19 protein-coding genes are annotated in these 16,203 nt (G+C 67.5%); 4 read left to right on the forward strand and 15 right to left on the reverse strand.

Annotation, left to right across the window (positions count from 1 at the left end):
• Nucleotides 1–25: 25 nt before the first annotated feature.
• From HV742_RS23685 to HV742_RS23695, 3 genes are all read left to right on the forward strand, one after another.
• Nucleotides 26–568, forward strand: coding sequence for a Chromate resistance protein ChrB (locus HV742_RS23685; RefSeq protein WP_175146538.1), 543 nt, complete (start codon nucleotides 26–28; stop codon nucleotides 566–568).
• A gap of 14 nt (nucleotides 569–582) precedes the next feature.
• Entirely contained in the window at nucleotides 583–1,392 is an 810-nt protein-coding gene (locus HV742_RS23690; RefSeq protein WP_175146539.1) for an endonuclease/exonuclease/phosphatase family protein, read from the forward strand.
• 78 nt (nucleotides 1,393–1,470) lie between these two features.
• Complete coding sequence (locus HV742_RS23695; RefSeq protein WP_175146540.1) at nucleotides 1,471–2,727, forward strand: MFS transporter; 1,257 nt, start codon at nucleotides 1,471–1,473, stop codon at nucleotides 2,725–2,727.
• 35 nt (nucleotides 2,728–2,762) lie between these two features.
• Here HV742_RS23695 and HV742_RS23700 read toward each other — a convergent pair whose 3' ends face one another.
• The 10 genes from HV742_RS23700 to HV742_RS23745 all read right to left on the reverse strand — a co-directional run bounded on the left by HV742_RS23700 (nucleotide 2,763) and on the right by HV742_RS23745 (nucleotide 10,235).
• Complete coding sequence (locus HV742_RS23700) at nucleotides 2,763–4,745, reverse strand: relaxase/mobilization nuclease domain-containing protein (protein ID WP_175146541.1); 1,983 nt, start codon at nucleotides 4,743–4,745, stop codon at nucleotides 2,763–2,765.
• Nucleotides 4,742–5,185: a hypothetical protein gene (locus HV742_RS23705; RefSeq protein ID WP_175146542.1), complete on the reverse strand. Its 444-nt coding sequence runs from the start codon at nucleotides 5,183–5,185 to the stop codon at nucleotides 4,742–4,744. The genes HV742_RS23700 and HV742_RS23705 overlap by 4 nt, the downstream gene beginning before the upstream one ends.
• On the reverse strand, nucleotides 5,182–5,793 hold the full coding sequence (locus tag HV742_RS23710; RefSeq protein WP_175146543.1) for a S26 family signal peptidase: 612 nt from the start codon (nucleotides 5,791–5,793) through the stop codon (nucleotides 5,182–5,184). Before HV742_RS23710 ends, HV742_RS23705 begins: the two co-directional genes overlap by 4 nt.
• Entirely contained in the window at nucleotides 5,790–6,335 is a 546-nt protein-coding gene (locus HV742_RS23715) for a DUF2840 domain-containing protein (protein ID WP_175146544.1), read from the reverse strand. Before HV742_RS23715 ends, HV742_RS23710 begins: the two co-directional genes overlap by 4 nt.
• Nucleotides 6,332–6,604 carry a chromosome partitioning protein ParB gene (locus HV742_RS23720; protein ID WP_175146545.1) on the reverse strand — a complete coding sequence of 91 codons (273 nt, stop codon included), beginning with the start codon at nucleotides 6,602–6,604 and terminating at the stop codon, nucleotides 6,332–6,334. Before HV742_RS23720 ends, HV742_RS23715 begins: the two co-directional genes overlap by 4 nt.
• On the reverse strand, nucleotides 6,601–7,239 hold the full coding sequence (gene parA, locus HV742_RS23725; protein WP_175146546.1) for a ParA family partition ATPase: 639 nt from the start codon (nucleotides 7,237–7,239) through the stop codon (nucleotides 6,601–6,603). The genes HV742_RS23720 and parA overlap by 4 nt, the downstream gene beginning before the upstream one ends.
• A gap of 265 nt (nucleotides 7,240–7,504) precedes the next feature.
• The gene (locus HV742_RS23730; protein ID WP_175146547.1) at nucleotides 7,505–8,350 is read right to left on the reverse strand and encodes a replication initiator protein A; all 846 of its coding nucleotides are present in this window, start codon (nucleotides 8,348–8,350) and stop codon (nucleotides 7,505–7,507) included.
• 26 nt (nucleotides 8,351–8,376) lie between these two features.
• The gene (locus HV742_RS23735; protein ID WP_175146548.1) at nucleotides 8,377–8,661 is read right to left on the reverse strand and encodes a helix-turn-helix transcriptional regulator; all 285 of its coding nucleotides are present in this window, start codon (nucleotides 8,659–8,661) and stop codon (nucleotides 8,377–8,379) included.
• Nucleotides 8,662–8,773: 112 nt separating this feature from the next.
• Nucleotides 8,774–9,544, reverse strand: a complete 771-nt coding sequence (locus HV742_RS23740; RefSeq protein ID WP_175146549.1) for a DUF2285 domain-containing protein — start codon at nucleotides 9,542–9,544, stop codon at nucleotides 8,774–8,776.
• Between the two features lie 340 nt (nucleotides 9,545–9,884).
• Complete coding sequence (locus HV742_RS23745; RefSeq protein ID WP_060092169.1) at nucleotides 9,885–10,235, reverse strand: DUF2958 domain-containing protein; 351 nt, start codon at nucleotides 10,233–10,235, stop codon at nucleotides 9,885–9,887.
• A 320-nt stretch (nucleotides 10,236–10,555) separates the two neighbouring features.
• On the opposite strand from HV742_RS23745, the gene HV742_RS23750 reads away from it, so the two are divergent.
• Complete coding sequence (locus tag HV742_RS23750; protein WP_175146550.1) at nucleotides 10,556–10,849, forward strand: helix-turn-helix domain-containing protein; 294 nt, start codon at nucleotides 10,556–10,558, stop codon at nucleotides 10,847–10,849.
• 70 nt (nucleotides 10,850–10,919) lie between these two features.
• Here the strand turns inward: HV742_RS23750 and HV742_RS23755 are convergent, their stop codons facing one another.
• The 5 genes from HV742_RS23755 to HV742_RS23775 all read right to left on the reverse strand — a co-directional run bounded on the left by HV742_RS23755 (nucleotide 10,920) and on the right by HV742_RS23775 (nucleotide 16,199).
• Complete coding sequence (locus HV742_RS23755; RefSeq protein ID WP_175146551.1) at nucleotides 10,920–11,234, reverse strand: DUF736 domain-containing protein; 315 nt, start codon at nucleotides 11,232–11,234, stop codon at nucleotides 10,920–10,922.
• Between the two features lie 751 nt (nucleotides 11,235–11,985).
• The gene (locus tag HV742_RS23760; protein ID WP_175146571.1) at nucleotides 11,986–12,198 is read right to left on the reverse strand and encodes a hypothetical protein; all 213 of its coding nucleotides are present in this window, start codon (nucleotides 12,196–12,198) and stop codon (nucleotides 11,986–11,988) included.
• A gap of 65 nt (nucleotides 12,199–12,263) precedes the next feature.
• Nucleotides 12,264–14,315, reverse strand: coding sequence for a ParB/RepB/Spo0J family partition protein (locus HV742_RS23765; RefSeq protein WP_175146552.1), 2,052 nt, complete (start codon nucleotides 14,313–14,315; stop codon nucleotides 12,264–12,266).
• Between the two features lie 78 nt (nucleotides 14,316–14,393).
• The gene (locus HV742_RS23770; protein ID WP_175146553.1) at nucleotides 14,394–15,224 is read right to left on the reverse strand and encodes a DUF932 domain-containing protein; all 831 of its coding nucleotides are present in this window, start codon (nucleotides 15,222–15,224) and stop codon (nucleotides 14,394–14,396) included.
• Between the two features lie 696 nt (nucleotides 15,225–15,920).
• On the reverse strand, nucleotides 15,921–16,199 hold the full coding sequence (locus tag HV742_RS23775) for a hypothetical protein (RefSeq protein ID WP_175146554.1): 279 nt from the start codon (nucleotides 16,197–16,199) through the stop codon (nucleotides 15,921–15,923).
• Nucleotides 16,200–16,203: the final 4 nt, after the last annotated feature.

Genomic DNA, 16,203 nt, shown 5'->3' on the forward strand with positions numbered 1-16,203 from the left:
CGGTCGTTGCAGTACACTTGTTCGCATGAAGACACAGAACTGGCTCTTACTCACCTACAAGGTGCCTCCTGAACCTGCGAAGAAGCGCATTGGCTTGTGGCGCAAGCTCAAGGGCATGGGGGCCATCTACTTGCAAAACGGCGTCTGCCTGCTGCCCAAGACCGACGACCACACCCGCCGGCTCAAGATCATCGAAAACGAGATCAACGAGATGGCCGGCGACTCGGTGCTGCTGGAAACCGTCGCCTTGGACAAGGCCCAGGAAGACAAGGTGGTGGCCCGATTCAAAGCCGACCGCGACGAGGAATACGCCGAGTTCATCGACAAGTGCGACGACTTCGACGCCGAGATCGCCAAGGAGACGGCCGCCAACCACTTCACCTATGCCGAACTGGAAGAAAACGACGTTGACCTCAAGAAGCTCCAGACCTGGCTGGAGAAGATCCGCAAGCTCGACTTCTACGGCGCAACCCGTGCGGCCGAGGCGCAGCAGCGTTTGCAGAACTGCGAGGCGTTGCTCGACGCCTATGCACAGCGCGTCTTCGAGGCCCACGACGAAAACCGCTGACCCAAGGAGTCCCCATGCAACTGACTGTCCTGACCTACAACACCCTGTTCGCCGGCCGCGATGGCGCGAACGACACCCGCGCCCAGGCGCAAATTGAACTCATCGACCAGGTACGGCCCGATGTGTTCTTGATGCAGGAGGCCAAGGGCTTCGATGCCAATGGCGCGGCTTGGCTGTACGCCACGGAAGACCGGATCGGCATGCGCGGCTTCCTGGCCGTCGCACCGCGCACCGGCCAGAACGTCGCCATCTTCATCCGCGAGCCGCTGCGGCCGCTGGCTTTCGAGGCGGACGGCGCGCACTTCCACCACGCGCTGGCGACCCTCAGGGTGACGGTGCCCGGCCGTAGCGATCCGATCACCTTCATCAGCGCACACCTGTGCCCGAATGGCCCCGTCGTGCGCAGGCGCGAGGCGGCCTACCTGGCCGTGCAGGCGGCCCCGGACAAGCTCACGCTCGTGACCGGAGATTTCAATTCCGCCTCGCCGCACGACCCCGAGCCGGAAGACTGGCCGGCGCTCGCGCCGCATCACCGCGCCCGCTACCTGGCCGACGACCTGCGCGGGTTGGATCGCAGCGTCTTGGCGCACCTGGAAGCGGCGGGGTGGGTCGATCTTGGCCATCGCCTGGATGCCGCCGTCACGCCAACCGTGCCCACGGCGGCCTACCGCGACGTGGAGTTCGCCACGATGCGCTGCGACTACCTGCTGGCCTCGCAGGCGCTGGCCGCCAGGGCGCGCAGCTACCAGGTCATCCGCAACGCGCTCACCGATGCCGCGTCCGATCACTACCCGGTACTCGCCACGTTCGATCTGACGCCGTGAACCGATGGTGCTGCCATGTACCTCCCCACATTGGCCGAACGGCTGCACCTCAAGCCACGGCCGGAAAGGAATAACGAAATGAGCGAACCTACCGAGGCCGCCCTGTCGGCCCCTACGGAAGAGCCGGCGAAAGGCTGGCTCAATCGAACTGTCGCCGGCGCGGGCATCACGAGCGCCCTGGGTGACTTCTGCTACGAAACCACGACCGTCATCCTGCCGGGCTTCCTGGCCGTGCTGGGCATCCCGGCGGCGGCGCTGGGCATCATCGAAGGGATCGCCGATGCAGTCGCGGCCTTCACCAAGATGGTTTCGGGCTACATCGCCGACAAGCTCGGCCACCGCAAGCTGCTGGTTCTGGCCGGCTATGGCTTGACGCCCGTGGGCCAGGCGCTAATTGCCCTGGCGGCCGGCTGGCCCTTGCTCCTGCTTGGCCGCATCGTGTCATGGTTCGGCAAAGGGCTGCGCGGGCCGCTGCGCGATGCCATCGTGATCCAGGCGGTATTGCCGCAGGCACGCGGGCGCGCTTTTGGCTTCCATCGGGCCGCCGACACAGTGGGCGCCGTGGTCGGCCCGCTGCTGGGCGTGGCGTTGCTGGGTTGGGCGCAAGGGTTGCATTGGGACAGCACGGCAGGGCCGTTCCGCCTTGTGCTGTGGTTGTCCGTGATCCCTGGCGCGCTGGCTGTGCTGGCCTTCTTGACGCTGGTGCAAGACCCGCAACACTCACCCAATCCGGCGTTGAAGTTTTTCAGCACATTGCGCGGTCTGCCCGCGCGGTTCAAGCGGTATCTCGGCGCGGTGGGCATCTTCGGCGTCGGCGACTTCTCGCACAGCCTGCTGATTCTGGCCGCCACCACGCTGCTGACCCCGAAGCTGGGCGTGGTCAAGGCCGCGCAGGTTGCCGGCCTGCTCTATGTCTGGCGCAATGTCGTCCAGGTCATCGTGTCCTACCCGATCGGCCACCTGGCCGACCGCATCGGCCATGCGCACGTGTTGATGGCAGGCTATGTACTCGGCACCCTGACGGCCGCGCTGACAGCACTCGCGTTCTGGTTCGGGACGGACAACGTGACACTGCTCGCAGGTCTATTTTTCATTGCAGGGTTGTATGTCGCGGTTCAGGAAGCACTCGAATCCACCGTCACCGCTGAGATGGTGGAGCCTGACAAGCTGGCGTTGAGCTATGGCGCGCTGGGGACGGTCAACGGCGGCGCGAAGTTCCTATCCAGTGCCACGGTCGGCTTGCTCTGGACGGCGGTGTCGCCTGTGCTGGGCTTTGCCCTCGCTGCTGCCTTGATGGCGGTTGGCACGATTGCTTTGCGGCGACTGACCCGGTAGCAGTTTTGGATGGGCAAACGGCCAGCAGACCAGCATCAAATTGATGGCCCGCGTTGTCGTCCTACCTCCCAGGACACGCCGCCGCTGCGCACCGTGGCGGCAAGCTGCTGGCCCAGCCGCCGCTCGATCACCGGCCGCCACGGCACCAGCGAGAAGCCCATGCCGTCATCGAGCATCGCGTAGCGCCCGCTGGCGAGCATGACGCTGCGGCGATAGATGCCGGCAACACGCTGGCCGTCGGCCACCGGGCGATGTTCCAGGCCGGTATCGGCAGCAATGTCCTTCGCGGCCTGCGCCAGTTCCCGGTTGCGCAGCGTGCCCAGCAGGTTGCGCGCCAGGATCACGCGCTGTCCGCGCCGCTCGGCCAGCCCCTGTTCGGTGAGGAAGTCGGCGCGCTGCTGCATCGCCTGCTTGGCCTCTGCGCCAAAGCCCAGGTCGCCCAGGCCCGAGCCGCCGCCGATCAACTGCTGGTCGAGCCAGGTGGCCCCGATGACGCGGGCTTGCCGCTCGATGGGCAGGTGCGACTTCAGCTCCACGGCCACGCCGCCTAGGCGTTGCGCGTCGTACTGGCGGCCCTGCTCGGGCAGGTCGCCCGGCACCTTCCATAGCCCTTCAGCCACGCGCTCCACGATGCCGGCCCGGCGCAGGGCTTCCAGCCTGCGGACGTGGGCGGCCACGACCTCCTGCGGGTCGCGGCCCGGTACGGCCTGCCCCTGCGCCACCGCCAGGTGGTGGTCGGTGCGGTACAGGCCATCGCTCGCCAGCGCGGCGATGTTCCTGTCGGCCGCGCGCACGTCGGCCGATCCCTTCACCTCCACCACAGCCCCGGCCGGGTAGTTCGCCAGCTCGTCGCGGGCGTTGAGCGCGACGTAATGGGCCTTGCCGTCCACGCCGTCGATGACCAGATAGCCTCGGTCGCGCAGCTCGTCGGCCGGTCCTTTCGCGGCCACGCGCCCAAGGATGGTTCGGCCGTCGTCCCCCGGCTCGAACACCGCCAGCTCGCGCGGCTCGCCGCGCATGGCCCGCTGCATGGTGCGGATGATGTCGCCACGCTCGCCCAGGGCGCGCAGGGTCTTTTCCGCATCCGCATGGACGGCCCAGGTGCCCTGCTGCGTCTCGTCGGCCAGGCCCAGGCGCTGCAAGCGTTGCAGGCGGCCGATCAGCAGCAGGCGTTGGCGCTGCAAGCGAGGTTCGTTGAGCCGTTCGACATGCACCAGGCCATCGTCGCCGGCCTCGCGCTTCAACGTGCGATCCAGGCTCGTCCACCGCTCTTGCTCCACCTCGCGCTGCAAGGTCTGCTGAATCTCCAGTTCGGTGCGTGGCCCCAGCCACTCGGTCGCCAGTTCGGCGGCCCGATGACGGAAGCCGTGGACGATGTAGTCGCCCGCGATGATGAGGTCTTTGCCGGTGTCGTCGCGCCCGCGCACGATCAGGTGGGTGTGCGGGTTGTCAGTGTTCCAGTGATCCACGGCCACCCAATCCAGCCGCGTACCCAGGTCGGCTTCCATGCGGTTCACCAGATGCCGGGTATAGGTGCGCAGGTCGTCCAGTTCCGCGCCGTCTTCGGGCGAAACGATGAAGCGGAAATGGTGGCGGTCGTCGGCGCAGCGTTCCTTGAAGGCGTCCAAGTCGGCTTCGTCGGCTTGTGGCCCGTAGGCCCGGCCCGGTTCGCCATCGCGGCCCGCGCCGTCGCGCTCGATGTAGCGCAGGTGCTTGGCGAGCGACTGCGGGCTGGCCCGTTGGTGATTGACCAGCAAGGTTTTGATGGTCACGCGCCGGGACATGGGCGTCAGCTTCGCGCCCGCGAAGCGCGCCGCCGTATGGCCGCGGCCCAGGCGCGAGCCGGGGCGTTGGGCGGTGCCACGCGCCGACGCCGGACGGCGCACCGTGGACTTGCCGCTACTGGCCTTGCCCGCCTGCTTGAGCACCTTGGAAACGAAGCTCTGCCCTTGGCCCTTGCCCCGATTCTGCGGGGCGCTGGGGCGCACGCGGAAATCGTCGTCGCGGCGGTCGCTCATGGCTGCACTCTTTGCAAGCTCTGGCGTGTCCTGTCGTGCGAAGCACGCGGACATGCCTGCATTGGCGCGGGCCTCGCGCCATACGCGGCACGGCGGCGAAGCTGCACCGTGCCGCGCCAACCCCACGTGCAGACTGGCTTTCGACGCGGCCCGGTGCCGCGTCCTTTTGTCTTGCCTTCCGCCGTTGCCTTCCGCTGACGCTCCAGGCACCGGCGGCCCGGCGGCGCTGCTGCGTGAGCAGCCAGCGCGCCGGCGAACGCGGCGATGGCCGTAGGCCGGGCGCGTTCGAGGCAAGACGCCTGCACGTTGGACGGCTGCGCCGGATGCAGCGCGACGTGCGATGCGAATGCACCGGCACGGCAGGCGCGGCGACACGGCAGCAGCCAGCGGATCGACATGCCCGATGGCACGCCGAAGCGCAGCGAATCGGCGGCCATCATGGGCGTTTCTCCAGCCAGACCGGATGCGCGACACCGATCACGGTGGATGCGCTGACTGGGCCGAAATACCGACTGTCGAAGGACGCCGGATTGGTCACACTGAGCAGGAACAGTTCGCCAGGGCGAAGCTGCCGGCATTGCGGCCAGGATGGCAGCGCCCGGCCCATCCGGTCGGCGGGCAGCGCGGCGGCCGAAGGCACGCCGTCGATGCGTACCTGACCGGCGACGATGCAGACGTGTTGCGGCGCGACCGCGCCCACACGTTTGAGCAGCGGCACGCGCGTCGGCAGGTAGCCGCGCTGCGCAGCGAGTGTGGCAGCCGTGGCCGGCAGCGGCACCAGCACGATGCTATCCACGGACAAGGGACGTGGCAGCGAGGCGGTGCGCGGGTCGAGCGGGTCGATGCGATACCAGCCGACCGCCACGCTGTCGGACGGGTTGTAGGTCAGGCGCGGCAGCGGCGACACGAGAGACGCCCAGGCCAGCGCAGCGAAGCCGATGGCGGCCAGTGTCGCCACGACGATGCGAGCGCGCAAACGTGAACGCGGGTGCGAGCGAGGACGTGGCGCACCGGCGGGTGTGCTGGCCGTGGTGGTCGGGGCAGTCATAGCAGCACCTTCCCGGCCATCCAAGCAGCGTGCCGCTCGGCGGCGTATTCGGGCAGCGGCGAACGCGCTGCAAGACGGTTGCCCAGCGTGCGCCAGTACGCGGGCGACACGTCGATGGCGGCGATGCCCAGCGTCTCGATGGCGTCGATGCGCTCCAGCACGACGCGCACGTTGGCATCGCCTTCGGCGTGCAGCAGCAGGCGCGCGCCCGGCTGCACGCCGGGGATGCGCTGCGCCGCGTCCAGCGGTGTGCAAGCCTGCATCACCATGAGCTGCCAGCGAATCGTGCCGTAGTCATTCGCCTGCCAGCGGATGCGGCAGAGCATCGCGCCCGGTAGGAACACCGCGCAGCGCCGCCAGCGGTCGAGCTGGAGCGTGCGCGCGGGTTCGCCGAAGCGCAGGTAGAGCTTGAAGCGGGCCTCGATGTAGGCCAGCGAAACGCGCGTCAGCGGGACGTTGCCGGCCTGGCCGGCGAGTGCCGCGGGATGCAGCGACGGTGCAGCCGTGGCCGCGCCAGCAGCGGGCGAAGCGGATGCGGTCATGGTGTGTTCTCCCTGCGGTGTTCTGGAAACTCTCGCTCCAGCAGACCGCGCAGCAGGTCGGCCACGGTCACGCCCTGCGTGAAGGCCGACACCTTGATGCGCGCCCGCATGGCGGGTGTGATGTCGAGGGTCAGGCGCGCGGTGTAGAGGTCGCCTTTGCCCAGCGCATCGGCGTCGCCCTGGCGAATCCACGCCTCGGCGTGCGGATTCGCGGGCGGACGTGCGCCGATGCCGACGCGCTTACCGCGTGGTGGCTGCTTTGCTGTCATGTCGGCCACCGCAGCAGTTCGTCCACCAGGGCGGTGATTTCGCGTGCGGCGGCGCTGTCGGGCGCTGTCTCGCGTGCGAGCCGGCCAGCGGCCACGCTGTCGGCGAACACGATGCGCTGATGCACTTCCGAGCGCAGCGCGGGCAGCGGCTGTTCAGCCAGCGATTGCCGCGCTTCGCGGCCGATGATGGTGGTGCTGACGCGCCGGTTGATGACGAAGGCCGCGCGCAGCGCAGGCCGGAATACCTGTGCCTCGCGGATCAGCGAAACCATTTCCGAGCTGGCCCAAAGGTCGTAGGGGCTGGGCTGCACCGGGATCAGTACGCGCTCGGCCGCCAGCAGCGCGGAGCGCGCCAAGGCGGCGATGCGCGGCGGGCCGTCAATGATGACGTGATCGGCCCGCCTAGCGAGTTCTGGCGCTTCCTGATGCAGCGTTTCGCGGGCCAGGCCCACGGCGCTGAACAGCCGTGGCAAGCCTTGCTGGCTGCGGCGCTGCGTCCAGTCCAGCGAGGAACCCTGCGGGTCGGCATCGAGCAGGACGACATGCTGGCCGCGCAGCGCCAGTTCGCCCGCGATGTGGGTGGCGAGCGTCGTCTTGCCGACACCGCCTTTCTGGTTGAGCAGAGCGAGGATCATGGCGCGGCCCTCCCTGCTGGAAAGCCGGGCTTTGCCTGTCGTGCAAAACGCTGTTCGCCGTGCCGTTGGGTGGTTGTCCACCGAAACGGCGCGCTTCTACTAAAAGTTATGTATTTCTTGTTAGGGAAGTTAGAGGGGGCGCAAACCCGCGCCGTTATTGGCTTTCCGGCGTTTTCGTACTCCTGATAGCACGATAGGCGTACTCCCGATAGCACGATACCCGGTACTCCTGATAGCACGAGGCCGTCCACACCTTTTCCCGCAGTTATCCCCGTGCCGTATGCAGCACGGGCCGGAAGGTCAGCAGTTCTTGCCCGTCGTCCGGCATTCGCTCGATGCCCAGGACGTAGCCGGGCAGCGACTGCCGCGCCACGAGGGCGCGCAGGTCGTAGGCGAAGTCCGAGAAGCGCGCCGCGCTGCCCGACTTGCGGTGCAGGTGCTTGAAGTCGAATTGCCAGCCGTGTTCCTGCCGCCCGCCGTGCTTGCGCACCAGGCGGTACAGCCACCGTTCGATGCCGCCCTTCAAGCGGAAATAGGCCGGGTCGATGGTCAGCACCAGCGCGGCATCGAGCACGCCGGCATAGAACCAGTCCGGCAGGATCAGTTCGATGCCCAGCGGCGTGCCGCTGGCGTCGGCCAGCTCGCGCCATTCGTTGATCCACGAGAAACGGTGCAGCCGCCGGCCGGTCGTCTCGCGGATGGACGTGGCAATGCTGGTCGATTGCAGCCGGTCGAGCGCCGCTTTCAGGCGCTGGTAGTCGTTGAGCGACGTGCTGCGCCCGATGAAGCGCAGGATCTCGTAGGGCGTGGCGCGTATCCAGCGCGAGGGGCGGATGCCCGCGTCGCGCGCCTCCACGATCTGCGAGGCGGCCCATATCAACACGTCGGCATCCCATATCGTGGCGATGCCATGCTCGGCCGTGCCTTCCACGCGGATGGTGATGCCGCCGGCGCGGAAGTCGATCGGCGCCGTGCGCCGCGACTTCGCCAGCGAGAAGAATGGAAAGGCCATTAAGTCCTGGCTGTCGCGGGGTGCCATGTCGCCCGGCAGCGCGCGGAACAGGTCGAGCTGTTCGCGCTGCGGCAAGGCTTGCCCTGGCGGGCTGGACATGGCGACGGCCACCCACGCGCCAACGATCAGCGGCCATCACGGTAGTCGCCCGCATGGCGTCCGGCATATTCCGGGTCGGACGTTGCCTCGTAGCTGCGCTGGTCGGCCCAGGCATCGAGGTCGCTCACGGCGTACATAACGCGCCGGCCGAACTTGCGGAACTTCGGGCCGCCGCCGACCACGCGCTGTTTCTCCAGCGTGCGGGGACTGAGGCGCAGGTACTCGGCGGCTTCGTCGTTGGTCAGGTAGCGTTGGGGCTGCGCAGGCGCAGCGACAGCAGCGGCGGCAGGCCGCAAGGAAGCAGGTCGCATGGGATGAACCTCCATCAAGCCCGGCCACACCACGCGGCCGGATAGAGGCACTTTCAAGAAAGCGCGGCACCCCGCGAAGGGACGATCTGCGGGGGACGCGAAACGTCCCCCCCTACTGCAACCGCAGCGGCGGAAGCTGTGCCAGGCGGCGATAGCCGCCGCGCATCAGCGCCTCGCCACGGCGCACCAGCCTGCGCACGCGGGCGCGCAAGGCGCTGTCGGTGTGCCAGTCGGCGGCGACGGCATCGGCACCGAAGAGACCTTCGGCCATTTCGCGCAGGGACGCGCCCGCCAGGGTCGCGTCGAGCGCCTGGAGCGTATGCAGTTCCAGCAGCGCGGCCGGCGTGGGCCGGGAACGGGCCGCCGCCGCAGGCGCGACGACCGTGGCCACGGCCAGGGCGTCCAGCCCGGCCGCGAGCGTGCGATAGCGCGCGCACGGCGTGGCGCAGGCCCGAGTGGCGTAGAGGTAGGCCATGCCGTCCTCCAGGCCCGGCCCGAGTGCGAGCCGCAGGCAGCAGCCGGGCCAGTGCGACACCAGCACCAGGCGCTTGCCGTCGTGGATCAGTTGCTTGCGGCCAGGAACGCGCCAGAACTCGAAGGCATGGGCTTCGGGTGGCGGGTCGTCATCCGGGTAGAGCTGCACCACGGCATCGTGATCGGGGAACCAGGCTGGATGCGCGTCGCGCGCATCCAGCGCCGGGTCTTCCAGCAGGCGCAGGCCCCACGCCTGCGCCGCGTCCGGCCAGCGGCGACGGTGCAGCCAGTCGCGGCGGTAGCCGGGATTCCGGCGCAGGTATTCCCAGGCCAGCGCGGGGCCGTCGAGGTGCAGGACGTAGAGATAGGCCGCTGTCGGATACCAGGGTTCGGCGCTGCGATCAGTCATGGCAAAACCTCCCTGTGCTCGGGCGTCGCCACGGATTCCGCCGTGCGGGAGCTATCGAATCGCCACCAGGTCGTCATCAAGATCGGGTTAAGCTGTAACTGTCGGTGTCAAGACCGTTTGGCTCCGGCGTGTTGCGGAAATCGTCTGAATGCGACGGCCGCACAACCCGGAAATGGTGCGCGGCATCGGATACCGTGCCGCAGTCCTTGCCAAAGATCATGACTGTTTGCATCAGGCTGGCACCGCTTCGGTGCATCAATGCCGATCCAGACCTGTCCGGTCTTGAGTAAGACTGAAATAGTCTCAATGCGCCCGGCTGGCCGGACTGCGCTGGCGTTCATCAGTCCGTGATCGAACCGTTCTCCTGGGCCAGCCGGACATACTCCGACAGCGGGCGCACCGCCTGGAAATACCGATCCCGCCGCACCGGCAGTTTGCGCGGCCCGACGATGCCGGCCAGGTCGGAGAGCTTGACCGTTCCCAGCGCAGGCATCCCGATGCCGAGGTCGATCAGGCCGTAGGCCGTGTCGCCATCGGCGGGATCGAGCGACACCAGCAGCCAGGTCGCGTGCGCGTCCGGCGTGAACAGTCGCACCACGGGCATCGGGTCGATGCCTTGGCCGGCAGCGCGTGCCGCGCCGTGGGCCAGCAGCCGGGCGCGTTCGTCGGCGGTGAGAAGCGGCAGGGTCATGGCCGGAACCTCCACGAAACCGAGGATGCGCGGATGCGCTTCTGCGTCGAAGCACGGAACCGCCAAACCGTTTCCGTGCTTTCGTGCGCAAGCACGGATGTGCAAACCATCGCATCCGTAGAAGAACGCATGCGCGTAAGCGGGATTGTAGGAAGCCGGAAAGACACGGATGCGATTCCCCGGTTCTGTCGGAATCCGCCGATGCGGATTTCCGTAAAGGCACGAATACGGAAATCAACATCGCCAAATGAACACTTTAGATTGTAGCCCTATTGGGTTCAATGGGCTGTCATCTTGGTTTTTACGGGGAAACCAAGTTGGTGACAGCGAAACACTCATTGGCGACGGCAATACGGACGGTCAGGAAGGCGCGCGGCTTGAGCCAGGAAGCCTTTTCGGACGTGTCCAGCCGCACCTACATGAGTTCGCTGGAGCGCGATCTGAAAAGCCCGACCATGCACAAGCTGACCGAGCTGTGTGAGGTCATGGAAGTGCACCCGCTGACGTTGCTGACGCTGGCCTACGCCGGCGACAACCCGCGCAAGGCCGAGCAGCTTCTGGCGCTGGTGCGCCAAGAGCTTGAGGCCATCTCGAAGGAAAGCGACGCGCCGTAGGCGCGTGCGTGACGTGCTGCGCCAGCAGCACGGCGCCCCGCCGCAATGGGCGGGGCGCGGTGGGCGACCGTCAGGCCGCCTTGGGCTTGCTGCGCGACCAGATCAGGTCGTGCGTGCCGTCCTCGTTCTCGATCAGGCGGGCATAGACCGTTGCCGGGAACGAAGGATCGTCGAGGGTCACGGACACGTAAGACCGTCCGGCCTCGCTGGTCTTCTTCCACGCCGCGCCGATGTCGTGGCCTGCCGCCTGCACGCGGAAGTCGGGGGCGTTCTCGCTGTCGCCCTTGTCGTTGGGAACCAGCTTGACCTTGACGTTGAGCGTCAGGGTGCGGAGCGTGCCGGTGAAGCCGTCTTTCTCTGCGGTGAAGGTGCCGATGTTAGCCATGATGTTTCTCCTTTCGGGTTGAACAAGGTCGCGCCCATCGCGTCCTTGTTGTGAACCGGCCGGCGGGGGATGGGCTGGCGGCACCGCGCAGCGGGCGCAACACCGTGGAGCACCTGGAAGCGAAAAGAATTTGTCCCGCGAGGAATGCGCGCAGCGCAGGGGAAATTGTTTTCGCTGGAAGGTTGCCGCCATGAAGCCCAAGGCGCAGCCGTGCCCTCGCCAGGATTCACGACAAGCCAAGGACGCAGGGGCCGCCTGCTCCCCAAAGGAGACATGGCCGACCTCGGCATCCCCGCATGACGGCTGCACCGGCTTGCGCCCTGACGCGGGCAAGGCCAACCCCAATGACAAGGCGAGAATGCCCCTTGCCGCCGCTGGCGGCAACGTGCTTGAGGGGTGGCGTGGAAGCTCCATAAGGCAAGGCCGGGCGGCGTGTCGGTGAACCGTCCTTCGTGACGTACAGGCGAACCGCCAGCGTCGAGGACGGCACGCTTTCGCACAACCTGCCGCAGCAAGCCGGGGCGTAGCCCCACAAGCCCCGCCCATTGCGGCGGGGCGCCATCAAGATCCTGCCCGCGCCAGCGGGCGCCGATTGCCGTGCCGCGTGCAAGACACTTGCACGCCCGCCCGTCGCCGCCTGGTCAAAGGCGGCGACGGGGCGGTCTTGCTGTGGACATTGAAACCGGGCGCGGCCACCGCCGCGCCCGGATTTTGAGAACGGCCCCGGCGCATCGCGCCGGGGCCGCTGCGGTTATTCCTTGGTTTCGATGATCCACCACACCGAACGCGACAAGGCGCTGCCGGTGATGGGGTGAATGTCGGTCAGATCGGCGCAGGCCGTCCAGCCCTGCGGCGGACGGTAGCCGCGCACGTCGCCATCGCCATGCCAGCGGCGGGCTCGCACTATGCCGGGGGCATAGACCGCTGCCATGCGCGGGCGGGCGGTCGGGTTCTGGCGATTCATGGGAAAGGCTCCGGGCTTGCCGAAGCGCCCCGGCCGAAAACCGGGGCGCTCGGTAGTGGTGAGGGTCATGCGGCCAGCGCCTGCACCTCGTCGTCGGCTTCGAGGGCTTCCGGCGCGTCATCGGCCACGGCCTGCGGCTCGTCCTGCGCCGTGGTGTCGTCCGCGCCCTCGGCCTTGAACACCGCAGGCATCCAGCCGGTGCCGTCCGCCAGCCGTTCGGCTTCGCTGGCAATGTCGCCCTTCTTGAGTTTCGCCAACCGGGTGACGTGCGCCGGGGCGTACTCGGTCACGGCTTCCAGAATCACGGCTTTGGAAACGTGCTTGAAGTAGCCTTCGGCGGTCGGCTTCCACCATGCGGCCATGTCCAGCCCCACGGCCTGCGCCAGTTCCACGCCGGGCTGGTGCTGCGAAGCGCGGGGCGTCACCACGTCCACCGTTGCGGCCACGCATACCGCAAGCAGCCGCACCAGTTCGTCCTGCGACTTTTCCAGCAGCGCCGCGAACAGTTCGGCGCTGTCCTCCGGCAACGCTTCGCCCGCGACTTCCTGCAAGGTGCGCAGCGCCACGGCGACGGGCGATTCCGGCATGTCCGGGGCCATGCCTTCCAGCCGGTCCTGCACTTTCAGGGTCACGCCGAGCGGCAGGTCGTGGCCGTAGTGGCTGCCCTGCAAGACGGCCTGCACCATGCCATGCACCAGCGCGGCCAGCGCGACGTGTGGGTGCCGCGCCACTTCGGTTTGCAGCGCCGCCGTGCGGTGGGCGCTCAACCGCTGCGCCAGCCGGTCGGACAGGCTCGCGGTCTTGGACGCTTCGTCGGTGTCGTCGCCTTCCTCGTCGTTCGCACTGTCGCCCGCGCTGAAACCCTGCCGCAGCTTTTCCAGCGTGCGCAGCGCCTTGGCCTCGGCCTCGCGCAGCAGGCCGCGATGAATCACGGCCTCGCCTTCGCGGTCGAGGGTGACGACGGCACCGGCCACGGCGCGCACGTCCGGGGCGTAGCCCTGCAAGGCATCCTCCACGGCCTGCAATTCCCCGGCCACCTGTTCGCGGCGCGGTTCCAGCGCCTCGGTCTTGTCCTCGTCCTCGGCGTCGTAGGCGTCTTCCAGTTCGGCGTCGATCTTGTTGAGGCGGGTTTGCAGCGAAGCGATGCGGCGGGCTTCGCGGGCGCTCGGTTCGCGGCGCTGGCGCGGGGCACTCTGGAACGCCTGCCGGTCGGCGTGGCTCATGTGTGGTACGGCTTCCACCCATGCCCATCCCTCGGCGCGCACGTCCTCGGCCTGCGCGTCCAGCTTGCCGCGCACCAGCGTTTCCAGCAGCGCGGCATCGGTCAGGTAGGTTCCGGCATCGCCTTCGGCGAACAGGTCGCGGCGGATGCCACCGCCTGCCGCCGTGTAGGCGTCCAGCCCGACGAAGCGCACCAGCGGATGCGTGGCGGTGATTTCACGCTCGGTCAGGCGGTCGCGCAGTGCGGATGCCCCGCGCTGCCATTCCGGCGCAGCGTAGAACGCGGCTTCCTGCGCGGCGTGGTCGTCGGTGATGGTCAAGGCCATCAACTGTTCCAGCGTCACACCACTGGCGCGGTAATCCGTCATCAGGCGCGGCGACACGTTCGCCAACTTCAAGCGGCGCTGCACTACCAGCGGGGACACGCCGAAGTCGGCGGCAATGTCTTCGATGGGTCGGCCTTCCTTGACCAGCGCGGCGAAGGCCGCGAACTGGTCGGCGGGGTGCATGGCTTCGCGCTGCACGTTCTCGGCGAGGCTCACGGTACGGGCGGACGCATCGGCCACCAGCAGGCACGGCACTTCGTAATCGGCGGCGATGCGCTTCTTCTTCGCCAGCAGCTTCAACGCGGTCAGTCGGCGGTCGCCCGCCACCACTTCGTATTGCTCGCCATCGGCGGACAGAATGACGATGAGGTTTTGGAGCAGGCCGACACGGGCGATGCTCGCGGCCAGTTCGGGGATGGACTGGCGCGGGGTCGTGCGGACGTTGCGCTTGGAACGGCGCGGCAACAACTGCAACAGCGGAACCAAAATCAGGTTCTTGGTCGGGTCGGCCACTTCCAGCGGCGCGGCGGTTTCGAGGGCGTGGATTTCGGTTTTGGTAACGGCGTTCATGGTGATAACTCCTAGCGGTAGGGATGCAGCAGCGAGAGAAGCGGCAAGGGCTGCTGCCTGCCCCTGCCGCGTGGGGAATCAGGCTTTCAACTGGCGCAGGCCATCGGCCAGCATCCAGAGAGCGCGATTGAGGCGCACATCGGAATCAATGCCCTGCACCGGGCGGGTCTGCTGGCGGCGTCCGTTGGCGCTGCGGCCATGCAATCCGCCTTTGGTCAGGTTTTCTTGGGTGCGGTTGAACACGCTCCACAAGTCCGGGCGGCGGTCATCGAACCGGCGCGGCATCAGGATTTGCGATTCGGTGATGGGCGCGGGCTTGTTGTCGGTGGGGTCGTACTTCAAGGCCAGCGCGGAACGGGCGAACACTTCGGCTTCGCCTTCGTCCAGCGTGATAGCGCGCATGGCATCGCGGGAATCCTTCACCCGGTCGAAGCCGCGCAAGACTTCGTAAGCACCTTCGATGACATGCCCGGAAACGTCGCCTTTGTGGGGCACGCGCACATCGGCCACGGTGTCGCCGCACACAAGGCCATTGCTGCAAACGAACCGGAACATGCCGGCCAGCATCTGATAGCTGCTGGTGCCATCGTGCGAGTTCAGCAGCACGATTTCATTGGCTTCCGCGCCGTTGATCTGGCTGGCGTGGCGCAGGCGCAGCATGTGTTTGGTGTGTTCGCGTTTGCCTTCGTCGCGCACGCGGGTTTGCGTCACCATGAAGGGCTGGAAGCCTTCTTTGCGAAGCTCGGCCAGCACGGCGGCAGTGGGGATATAGGCGTACCGCTGCGAACGGCTTTCATGCGGCGCGTCCGCGAAGATGGACGGCGCTACGCGATGAATCTGGTCACCGGTCAGCGGGTAATCGCTGCGCAGCGAGGGGGAACGGGAAGCGAAACGGGATGCGAGTTGCATGGTCTTTCTCCTGACGAAAAGGGTTTGCTGTTCAAGCCGCACACCGGATTCCAAGATTCGGAAGCCCAGCCTTTCGGCTGTTCTGTGCGGTTGGCACGAGGAACCCGGTTGGCCCTGTTGCCACCGTCTTTCCTGAGTTCATCGCCCGGCGGCCAAGGAGCGCGCGGACGGGAGCCGTCAAGGAGACAAGCGCAGGGTTGGTGCGGCCCGCAGGCGCAGCCGAGGACACGGCCCTGCGCGCCTTGACGGCACACGGCCGGGTGCTACGGTCGCGGGTAAGGTGATGAAGTCAGGGGAGACGGCTGGACAAGGCAACGGCCGTCCCTGTGTGCCGAACCGCACGCAAGCGAAGCGCGCAGGCCCGGATCTAGGAATCCGGGCCGAAGGCGTCAGCCGAGCGGAGCGAGGGAACGATGGAAGCCCGTCAGGGGCGAGACTCGCGTAGCGAGGCTCGATGCGCAGCACCACAGCGCGACCGGCCATGTTTCTTGGCCGGGGACGCCCATGCAATCAACGATGGACAGCATGGGCTGGATGCCCAGGATGAAATGCCGCTGGTGCGCAGGGGTTGCCGCGCCGGCGCAGCCGGGGCGGCGGTATCGAGGGGCGCCAAGCGCAGCGCGGCGGGGATTGCCGTATGGCCTTCCCCTGGAGTGCAAGCGAAGCGCGCAGCGCCCCGGAAGGGGCGCGAAGGCGTCAAGCCGCGCCGTCAGGGCGCAGGCTGGATTCCGCAACCGGCATCCACGGGGAGGTCGAGTCCAGCAGGTAGCGTTTGCCGAGTGCGTACAGCCCGCAAGGCCCGGCAGGCCGATAGAACCCGGTGACGCGGCGATGGAACTGCGCGCCGAAGTCGTTGGTGTAGATCACCGCGTCGCCGATCTTGAAGCGCAGCGGCTGACCGTTCTCCGGCGCGAACGGCTTGCGCTCGTCGTGCTTCGCGGTGATTTCGATGATGTAGTCGTGATGGCTGCTCATGGCA

Source organism: Achromobacter ruhlandii (genome assembly GCF_902859695.1).
GTDB lineage: Bacteria > Pseudomonadota > Gammaproteobacteria > Burkholderiales > Burkholderiaceae_B > Achromobacter > Achromobacter ruhlandii.